The sequence below is a fragment of the Allosediminivita pacifica genome (assembly GCF_003054175.1).
Lineage (GTDB): Bacteria > Pseudomonadota > Alphaproteobacteria > Rhodobacterales > Rhodobacteraceae > Allosediminivita > Allosediminivita pacifica.
Map to the genome: position 1 here is coordinate 1 of NZ_QBKN01000058.1, position 9,531 is coordinate 9,531.

12 protein-coding genes are annotated in these 9,531 nt (G+C 62.8%); 1 reads left to right on the forward strand and 11 read right to left on the reverse strand.

All coding sequences use genetic code 11. The features are described from left to right. Positions 1–119: 119 nt before the first annotated feature. Genes C8N44_RS22355 through C8N44_RS22365 form a run of 3 tightly spaced genes read right to left on the reverse strand, consistent with a single transcriptional unit; the run spans position 120 to position 3,324 of the window. Positions 120–368 carry a hypothetical protein gene (locus tag C8N44_RS22355; RefSeq protein ID WP_188758814.1) on the reverse strand — a complete coding sequence of 83 codons (249 nt, stop codon included), beginning with the start codon at positions 366–368 and terminating at the stop codon, positions 120–122. Between the two features lie 15 nt (positions 369–383). Continuing rightward, positions 384–803, reverse strand: a complete 420-nt coding sequence (gene cueR / locus C8N44_RS22360) for a Cu(I)-responsive transcriptional regulator (protein ID WP_018065824.1) — start codon at positions 801–803, stop codon at positions 384–386. Between the two features lie 13 nt (positions 804–816). Continuing rightward, positions 817–3,324, reverse strand: a complete 2,508-nt coding sequence (locus C8N44_RS22365; RefSeq protein WP_018065823.1) for a heavy metal translocating P-type ATPase — start codon at positions 3,322–3,324, stop codon at positions 817–819. 141 nt (positions 3,325–3,465) lie between these two features. Between C8N44_RS22365 and C8N44_RS22370 the strand changes: the two genes are divergently transcribed. After that, entirely contained in the window at positions 3,466–3,672 is a 207-nt protein-coding gene (locus C8N44_RS22370) for a heavy-metal-associated domain-containing protein (RefSeq protein ID WP_018065822.1), read from the forward strand. 59 nt (positions 3,673–3,731) lie between these two features. Here C8N44_RS22370 and C8N44_RS22375 read toward each other — a convergent pair whose 3' ends face one another. From C8N44_RS22375 to C8N44_RS22405, 8 genes are all read right to left on the reverse strand, one after another. After that, entirely contained in the window at positions 3,732–4,451 is a 720-nt protein-coding gene (locus C8N44_RS22375) for a DsbA family protein (protein WP_026173645.1), read from the reverse strand. 11 nt (positions 4,452–4,462) lie between these two features. Then, positions 4,463–4,939, reverse strand: coding sequence for a c-type cytochrome (locus C8N44_RS22380; protein WP_107978924.1), 477 nt, complete (start codon positions 4,937–4,939; stop codon positions 4,463–4,465). After that, entirely contained in the window at positions 4,939–6,330 is a 1,392-nt protein-coding gene (locus tag C8N44_RS22385) for a multicopper oxidase family protein (RefSeq protein ID WP_107978925.1), read from the reverse strand. Before C8N44_RS22385 ends, C8N44_RS22380 begins: the two co-directional genes overlap by 1 nt. Positions 6,331–6,379: 49 nt before the next feature. Further along, positions 6,380–7,321, reverse strand: a complete 942-nt coding sequence (locus C8N44_RS22390; protein WP_107978926.1) for a cytochrome c — start codon at positions 7,319–7,321, stop codon at positions 6,380–6,382. Between the two features lies 1 nt (position 7,322). After that, positions 7,323–7,760: a cytochrome c gene (locus tag C8N44_RS22395; protein WP_210162258.1), complete on the reverse strand. Its 438-nt coding sequence runs from the start codon at positions 7,758–7,760 to the stop codon at positions 7,323–7,325. Next, positions 7,738–7,908, reverse strand: coding sequence for a hypothetical protein (locus C8N44_RS23995; RefSeq protein WP_244641189.1), 171 nt, complete (start codon positions 7,906–7,908; stop codon positions 7,738–7,740). Before C8N44_RS23995 ends, C8N44_RS22395 begins: the two co-directional genes overlap by 23 nt. Before the next feature lie 392 nt (positions 7,909–8,300). Then, on the reverse strand, positions 8,301–8,759 hold the full coding sequence (locus tag C8N44_RS22400; protein ID WP_018065817.1) for a c-type cytochrome: 459 nt from the start codon (positions 8,757–8,759) through the stop codon (positions 8,301–8,303). A gap of 33 nt (positions 8,760–8,792) precedes the next feature. Further along, positions 8,793–9,368 carry a L,D-transpeptidase gene (locus C8N44_RS22405; protein ID WP_188758812.1) on the reverse strand — a complete coding sequence of 192 codons (576 nt, stop codon included), beginning with the start codon at positions 9,366–9,368 and terminating at the stop codon, positions 8,793–8,795. Positions 9,369–9,531 lie beyond the last annotated feature (163 nt).

The following is a 9,531-nucleotide window of genomic DNA, read 5'->3' on the forward strand; positions in this document are numbered from 1 at the left end:
TGTTCGAGCGCACCAACAGGCCGGACATATGAACGCAAGCGATCCGATCAAAATCGTCAGAGTATTCTTGCGGGGAGGAGGCCGTCCACATATGGCACATCGATGCCGTCGGGGGGCGGTCACATCATCAGAGCCTCAGATTGCGCAAAACCGCCAATGCCCGTCGATTCGCCGATAAAGAAGCCGACCGCGTAGAGCCCTGCCTCGGCAATATGCGCGGCCGCCAGGACGTAAAGGGCGATCAACAGTGCACCTGTGCCGGTGATGTGCTTCCGGTCGGTAAGGTGCATGGCGAATGCCATCGCACGCGCATGCAGGCCGCCGCACAATCCGAAAAGAATGATGGCCAGCCCTGCAGCCAGTGTCATACGCGACTGTCCCTCTTAACCGGCTTCATTCAGCAGAGCGATTTCTTCCTCTTTCGCTGCAAGATCGGCCAGGATAGGGCAGTCGGGCCGGTGGTCTCCGGCGCAGGCATCGACGAGATGCGCAAGCGTCGCGCGCATCTCCGTCAACTCCGCGATCTTCCGGTCAATCCGATCAAGCTGCACTTCGGCGATCTGTTTGACCTCGGAGCTGGTGCGGTCGTCGTCCTCGTAGAGCTTCAGGAGATTGCGGCAATCCTCGATGCTGAAGCCGAGCGCGCGGGCGCGCCCGAGGAATGCCAGCTTGTGCACGTCGCGGTCGCGAAAGCTGCGATAGCCGTTGGCGCTGCGCAGCGGCTTGACCAGCCCGATATCCTCGTAATAGCGGATTGTCTTGGCCGGCAGGCCGGAGCGTTCCGCGACATCTCCGATGTTCATCTCAAAATCCTCCTTATTCGGCAGGGGCGGGGTAAAGGTTGGCGGCCGGGCGGACCGACCTCGTCTCGTCCATTGCGGGGGACACACGGCGGAGCCTGAGCGCGTTGGTCAGCACGAAGACCGAGGACAGCGCCATCGCGCCCGCGGCCAGAACCGGCGACAGCAACAGGCCGAACAGTGGATAGAGCACACCCGCCGCCACCGGGATCAGCGCCACGTTATAGCCAAAGGCCCAGAACAGGTTCTGGCGGATATTGCGCATGGTGCGGGTGGACACCTGATAGGCATTCACCACGCCGCGCAGATCGCCCGACATCAGCACCACATCGGCCGACTCAATCGCCACATCGGTTCCGGTGCCGATGGCGATGCCCACATCCGCATGCGCAAGCGCCGGCGCGTCGTTGATGCCGTCGCCGACGAAGGCCACCTGCCGCCCGCCTTTCCGCAGATCGTCCAGCGCCGCGACCTTGCCATCGGGCAGAACGCCCGCGATCACCTGGTCGATACCGGTTTCCCTTGCAATCGCCTCCGCCGTCTCGCGCTTGTCGCCGGTGATCATGGCGATCTTCAGTCCCAGATCGTGCAGCGCACCGATGGCCGCCGCGCTGGAAGGCTTCACCGGGTCAGCCACCGCGATCACCGCGGCCACCCGCCCGTCGATGGCGGCAAAGAGCGCGGTGCGCCCCTGTTCGGCGAGGCGCGTTTCCGCCTCGGCGAGGGCACCAAGTTCCAACCCTTCGCGGGTCATCAGCCGGTCGGCCCCGACCAGGACATCGCGCCCGGCGACATGCGCGCGGACGCCGTGGCCGGTAATCGACTCGAAGCTCTCCACCTCATGCCGCGCCACGTTTTCGGCCCGGGCCGCGCGGACGATGGCATCGGCAATGGGATGTTCCGACTGCGCCTCGACCGCAGCGACCAGTGCCAGAACTTCGGTCCGGACGAACCCGCCCGACAGCACCATGTCGGTCAGCTCCGGACGGCCTTCGGTGACGGTGCCGGTCTTGTCGACGGCCACGACGCCGATGCCGGACAATTGCTGCAGCGCGTCTCCCTTCCGAAACAGCACGCCCATCTCGGCGGCCCGTCCGGTGCCGACCATGATCGAGGTCGGCGTGGCCAGACCCATCGCGCAGGGGCAGGCGATGATCAGCACCGACACCCCGGCCACCAGCGCATAGGACAGCGCGGGCGAGGGGCCGACGACCAGCCAGACCAGAACCGTCAGCGCCGCGAAGGCCATCACCGCAGGCACGAACCACAGCGTGATCCGGTCGACCATGCCCTGGATCGGCAGCTTGGCGCCCTGCGCCTGTTCGACCATGCGGATGATCTGCGCTAGCGTGGTATCGGCGCCGACGCGCGTGGCGCGGAACTGGAAGGCGCCGGTGCCATTGACCGTGCCGCCCGTGACCGGATCGCCGGTGCCCTTGGCCACCGGCACCGGCTCGCCGGTAATCATGCTTTCATCGACATGGGCGCTGCCGTCGGTCACTTCTCCGTCCACTGCAATCCGCTCGCCGGGACGCACGACGAGGATGTCGCCCGCGCGGATCCTCTCGATCGCCACGTCCTGCGCCTCACCGTCAACGAGAACCCGCGCGGTGCGCGCCTGAAGCCCCAGCAGTTTCTGGATCGCGGCGCCGGTGCGGCCCTTGGCGCGCGCCTCCATCCAGCGGCCCAGCAGGATCAGCACCACGATCACCGCCGCCGCCTCGAAATAGACGGCGCGCGAGCCTTCGGGCAGCAGTGCGGGCGCGAAGAGGGCCACCAGCGAAAAGAGATAGGCCGCCGAGGTGCCGACCGCGACGAGGCTGTTCATGTCCGGCGCGCCCTTGAAGAGCGCCGGGAAGCCCCTGGTGTAGAAGGCACGCCCCGGCCAGGCCAGCACGATGGTGGTCAGCACGAACTGGATCATCCAGCTTGTCTGATGGCCGATGGTGCGCCCGATCAGGTCATGCGCACCCGGCACGACATGCGCGCCCATTTCCAGAAGGAAGACGGGAAGGGCAAAGGCGGCGGCCAGCGCGGTTTTTCGCGCCATCGCCTTGGCCTCGCTGTCCTTGCGGGCGCTGCGATCCTCCGAGGCGGTGTCCTCTGCGGGCTCCGCAGGGTAGCCTGCGTCCTCGGCCGCCTTCAGCAAATCCGCAAGCTCCACCGCCCCTTCGGCATAGGTCACGGTCGCGGTTTCCGAGGCGAGGTTGACGTTGACCTCCAGCACACCGGGTACCGCCGCCAGCGCCTTGTCCACGCGCCCCACGCAGGAGGCGCAGGACATCGACGCCACGTTCAGACGCACATCCTGGGTCCGTGCCGGATAACCCGCCTCATCCAGCGCTGTCATGACGTCGGAGATCCGCTCGGGCGCATCGATCTGCGCCTGCGCGGTCTCATTGGCGAGGTTCACATGGACGTCATCGACGCCCGGCAGCGCGGACAGGGTCCGCTCGACCCGTCCGATACATGAAGCGCAAGACATGTTCTGCACGGAAAGCCGAAGGGTTTGCGAATCTGGCATGGCGGACTCCTGTCTGGATTTGTCCGAAAGATAGGGGTTCCACCTGATGGAAGGTCAATAGGGTTCAAAAATATTCCATTCCGTCCTTGACCTTCCTGCGGTGGAAGACCTCACCTGAACTGGAATTCGAAGGAGATAGGCATGACCAGATTGAGCGTACCGGACATGAGCTGCGGGCACTGCACCGCTGCAATCGAGAAGGCGATCAAGGCAATTGATCCAACCGCCAGGGTTTCCTGTGACCTTGGGGCGCATATTGTCGAGGTGGAGAGCTTTCTAAGCGAGCGGGCCGTGTCCGAAGCAATTCGCGATGCCGGCTATGATGCAAAAACACCGGCAGCGACCTGATACGAAAAATGGCGCCGGCGGGTCCGGCGCCATTCCAACATCTGATCTGGCGAGCGAGATCAGTCGCTTTCCCGTGTCTTGTCGACCAGAGCCTCCAGTTGATCCTGTTCGACAAAGCCGGGCACGAGGTCGTCTCCGATCACGAAAGACGGTGTTCCGTTAAAGCCGAGCGCCTGGGACAGGCGCATCGACTCGTCGATATGCTCCTGCACTTCGGGTTCGTCCATATCGGTACGAAGTCGTTTGACGTCGAGCCCGATCTCCTCGGCCAGGCGCATGACCGATGCTTCCTCGGCACGTTCTTCCATACCCATCAGCGCCCAGTGAAACTCCTCGTATTTGTCCTGTTCCCTCGCGGCCAGGGCGGCTTTGGCCGCGAAGACAGACCCTTCGCTGAGAATGGGCCATTCGCGATAGACGAGCCGGACATCCTGGTCGGCATCGAGCAGCCCCTGAACCTCGGACATGGCCCGTCTGCAGTAGGGACAGTTGTAGTCGAAGAATTCCACGACCGTGACATCGCCGTCGGGATTTCCGAGGACCGGCGCGTTCGGATCATGTTCGAGCGACTGGCGCTGGTTCTTCAGAACGTCGGCAGCTGCGTCTGCCTGCGTAGCCGCCTGCTGCTGTTCGAGCAACTGCACGGCTTCCATGATGATCTGCGGGTTTTCCCGGATCGCTTCCAGCGCCAGTTCCTTGATCCGAGCATCGCTCAGATCTTGCGCGAAGCCGGCAATCGGCGCGATAGCCAGACCAAGCGCCAGGGCTGTGGTTTTCATCGGGTGCATTGTCAATTTCCTTCTCTCTGGGCTTCGGCGGCGCTGCGTTCGGCCTGAATCTGCCGTTGCCGATCCGGCCATGTGGATTTGATATAGGCGAGGATATTCCAGATCTGATCGTCGGTCAGTTGGTCGCCGAAACCGGGCATGCCGCTTTCAAAATCGACGCCCTGTGCGGCGAGGGCCGCCTTGCCGCCGAGCTTGGTGTAGTCGAAGAGCACGCTGTCAGAATGGTGCCATGTATGACCCGTTTCGTCATGCGGTGGGGCGGGCAACACGCCAGCCGGGCCCGGTGAATGCCAGTCGGGCTGACCCTCGAGATTCGCGCCGTGGCAGGAGGCGCAGTAGCCCTGGTAGAGGTCCTCGCCCTGCGCCAGATCGAAGTCTTCCGGAGCAGCACTGGTTTGGGTGCCGGCCTGCGTCATGAGCCAGGCACCTGCTGCCGCACCGGACACCAGAATGACGGTCAGGATCAGGTATTTCCGCATCATGTCACCTCGAGCCACGTCATCATGCCCGAAGCCGCATGGCTCAGCATATGACAGTGAAACAGCCATTTTCCCGGGTTGTCGGCGACAAAGGCAATGGTCCGGGTCTCGCCGCCGAACATCAGCAGCGTATCGCGGAAGGGACCAAGGGCCGCGTCCTTGGTCACCTCGCGGAAATGCATCCCGTGCAGGTGCATTGCATGGGGGAAGGACGTGTCGTTGTAGATTTCCAGCTTGATCGTCTCACCCACGGGCACGCTCACGAGCGGGGTGTCGGTCATCCCGATCGTCCCGTTGAAGGACCAGAACTGGTTTGCCTCGACCAACTGGCGAAAGCTCTTGCGTTCGCCGTCGAGGGTGGCGGCATCGAGTGTGCCCATTGCCCCGCCCTGCATATTGAGCCGCGCCGTTACCGCTTTTTCCATGCCGGATATGTCCATGCGTGGGTTCGGGGGCAGGGGATGTGGCGACCCGCGCCGCGCCGCCGCCGCGCGGCCCGATACCGGAAACGCCACCTGTGAGACGCCCTCCTGATCCTCGACGCGCACAAGATGCGCTGTCTCGCCCGACGCCGCTGTGACGTCCACGATCAGATCGGCGCGCTGGCCCGGCCCAATGATCAGCACCTCACTTACTGGCTTGGGCTCGGACAGCGGCATGCCATCAAGGGCCACGGTCCAGCCTTCCATCCCGAAAATCGAAAGAACGAATATCCGGGCGTTGGCGGCATTGATCAGCCGCAGCCGCAGGCGTTCGTTCTGCTTCACGTCCAGCGACAGATCAAAGCGCCCGTTGGTGGCGATGAAGTTGCCGCGCCGCCCGGCATGGCTGCGATCATGGCGTGACGTGAAGTCGGGGTCGATCTGTGCCGTTTCGGGATCGAGAAGCCAGTTGTCGAGGATCAATACCTCCTCGCGGTCGATATCCGGCGCCTCGGGCTCTTCCACGATCAGCGCACCATAGAGTCCGCGCGCGACCTGCTCGGTTGACCGGTTGTGCGCGTGATACCAGTAGGTGCCGGCGTCCGGCACCACGAAATCATAGTCGAAACCCTGTCCCGGTTCGACAGCTGGCTGCGTCAGCCCGGGAACCCCGTCCATCGCGTTGTCGATGCGGATCCCGTGCCAATGAACCGAACTTGCCTGCGGCAGTTCGTTCAGGAACGATCTCTGGATGCGGGCGCCTTGAGCCATCCGCAACTCGGGTCCCGGCATCGCGCCGTCATAGCCCCAGATTTCAGTCTTGGGATAGGTTGGGGGTGCAAGTTGGACGCGCGCGGGCCGGGCCTTGAGTTCGGCAAAGCGTGGCGTTGCAGCACGCGCCAGGGCCGGAACGGCCAGAGCCGCAATCGTCGCCGCGCCCTGCTCAAGAAATTCTCGCCGTGTCGTCATCTTTTCCGTGTCCTTGAAATGTGCGGGGCGATACGCCGCCCCGCCCGTGTCAATCGATGGTTTTGCCGATACTCGGCGTCCCCGCCAAAGCCCTGCCTTCCGGTACATCGCTGTCGAGAAGATAGATCGCCATCGCTTTCAAATCGGACTTTGAGAGGAACCGCGTTCCGTTCTGGACAACCTCACCCATGCTGCCGCCGAACACGTCTCCTGACGGGGTAACACCACTTTGCAGAGCATATGACAGATTGGCGACGGTCCATCCGCGATCTGCCAGATCGTCGGACAGGATTGATGGTGCCTTGTTTCCACCGGGCAGGTCGTCGTTGCCGGCAAAAACGGCATCTGGCATCCGGCCGCCCGCGAGGTTCCGACCGGTGTGACAGGCCCCGCAATGGGCGGCGCCGCGCACGGGTTGCCGGCCGCGGTTCCAGTCGACGCTCTTTCCTTCCACCGGTTCGGTCTGCGGATCATGCATGAAAAGCGCACGCCATAGTTTCAGGCCCCAGCGTTGGTTGAACGGGAAACCGACATCGTGCGGTGGTGCGGGGTTGGTTACCGGTGCGACGGTCTGGAATGCTGCCCACATATCGGCGACGTCCTGATCGGAAAAATCCGCATAGAACGGATAGGTGAATGCCGGAAACAAGGGCTCGCCATCGGGCGAAACGCCCTGCCTGACAGTCATCGCGAAGTCAGACAGGCTCCAGTCTCCGATGCCGTGCTCGGGATCGGTGGTTATGTTCGGCGGGTAGAAGACGCCAAACGGGGTTTCGAGCGGGGCACCGCCCGCCAGCGGAGCGCCGCCATCCTCGAAATTCGTGTGACAGGCGATGCAACCGCTCGCGCGCGCCAGATAGGCACCGCGCTGGACATCGCCGGTCAACTCGATCTCGGCGGGCGGTCCGCCAATCGGCCAAACCACCAACGCCGCGATTGCCGCCGTGCCGGAAAGGGCAAGGACGGCAACACCTGCAAGAACCCGCCTCATGTCATTTCACCTTCGCGCGGAAGCGGGTGTGACAGGACGAACAGGTGTCGCTGACCTTCGCGAAAACCGCGTTGGCGGGCATCTCGGCCAGTTCTTCGCGCCCCATCGTGTCATCGGCCATCATGTCACCACTGCCCATCATCGAGTTGGCTCCCATCATGTCGGAGCCGCCCATCATGGCGCTTGTATTCGACTTGGTGTCCGACTGACTTGCGGGTGCGTTGTCAGCGGCAAGAGCCAGGCCTTCGGCGTATCTGTGCAACTCCTCGGCCAGGCCTGCAAAGCTCTCCCAATCGTTCCATATGGCGTCTTTCGCGACCGATGGCATGCCTGCGCTGCCGTCCGGGAACAGACGGGTCATGGCATCGCCAGCGTGCATGCCGATGGTTTCCGCAGCGTGCCGCACGGTATCAGCATCATACCCCGTCTCGCCGCTCATCATCGGGGCGACCGTGTTTCACGGCCTTGCCCGTTGCCGACATCGCGTCCATGCGCTCCTTCACGATACCGGTCGCGCCGCTATGGGCGAGCGCCGCCGATGCCACGCCGACAAGCACGGCGGAAGTGATAATCCCTGTAGGTTTCATGTCATTGTCCTTCAAATCCTGATTTCGAGACGGGTCCGATCAGGTGAAGGATCGTGGAGGGGGCGGTTCATAGGCCGGACCGCTCCCGTCATGCGTTACGTGAGGAGGCCGGACCTTCGTGGTCGCGGCACGCCTGACGGGGTGTGCGCGCTCTGAATCCACCGTGATCGCCGCAAGTGCGCAGTCAATTCCCGGATGGCAATGTCCGAATGCCTCCTGGATGACAGTATGATCTTCGCCATGATCATCGTCGACCACGGCGTGCGTTGAGCTTGTCGCGGCGGGAGCAGAAGAATGGGCTTCAGCGCCCTGAGGGGTCAAGCCGAATGCGAAAAGCGCGCAGAGAATCATCGCGCGTAGCAAGCCGACAGGTTCGATTTTGCGTCTTTCGTTCAAAAGATGCCGTTTTCCTTCTGAAGCTCACGAATGTAACGCGTGATCATTTTCACGTCGCCATCGGTCACACCCTCCACCGCCGGCATGTTGCCGAAGTTCCAGTGATGCGCACGGACGCCGTTTTTTGCCGCGAGGACGAATGCCATGTCGGAGTGATGGTTTGGCTCATAGGTCTTGTGTACAAGCGGTGGGGCGACGCCGTTCTGGCCCGCCGCATTCGCACCATGACACTCGGCGCATTTGGCGTCGAACGCCCGCTTTCCGATCTGCGCGTCCGCCGACAGTTCGGCGGGAAGCGCCACCTCGACGATCGGTGCGCCCTCGGCCAGGGTGCTGGTATCGGGCGGAATCATCGAATGGCCCGTGCCTTGCGTCGCCCGTTGCGTCGCATTCCAGTAGACCGCAAACCCCCCGACGAGAAAGAAGGCGACGATCGCCAGCAATGTCTTGTTCATACTTTTCTTGCCCCTCGCAACCGAATGCTTCGGTCAAATAAGTTTGACCTGTGTACCAACCGGCGATCTGTCGAAAACCTCGACAATTTGTTCGTTATAAAGGCCGATACAGCCATTCGACGATTTGCGACCGATCTTGCGCGTGTCGTTGGTGCCGTGAATGCGATAGTACTGCCAACTCAGGTGCATGGCACGAATACCCAGCGGATTGTCCGGCCCGGGCGCCACATAGCGCGGCAGCGTCGGATCGCGCTCGATCATCGAGGGTGTCGGCGCCCAATCGGGGGCCTCATCCTTGAAGACCACTTCGGTATAACCGCGGCGTGTCAGCTCGTCGGACAACGGCACCGAGGTGGGATAGATACGCATCTCCCCATCGGCAGTCCAATGCTGGAGCACCCTGGTGTTCGTGTCCGAGAGCAGGATGCCTTTGCCAAGGCTGTCGAAGTGATCCTGCCAAGCGTGTAGCCGGAAGGAAGACATGTTGCGCCTCACCACGGACGCTTCCTCCGCCCGAAGGAGTGTTGGGGTCGCCAGCGCGATAACACCGCTGGCACCCGCCGCCAGAAATCCGCGCCGGTTGAGGGGCTTTTCGCCATTTTTTATCATAACCTGCTCTCACATCTATTTCTTGCCTGTTTTAGCGGGATAAACCACCTTCCAGCACCGGAAGGTCAGGTAGTGCCCCGGGAGATGGTGTAGGAACTGGCGTCCACCTGCTTCTTCATAGCTGGTGTCGCTCGTTCACTGAGCGGCAATCATCGTCGCCTCG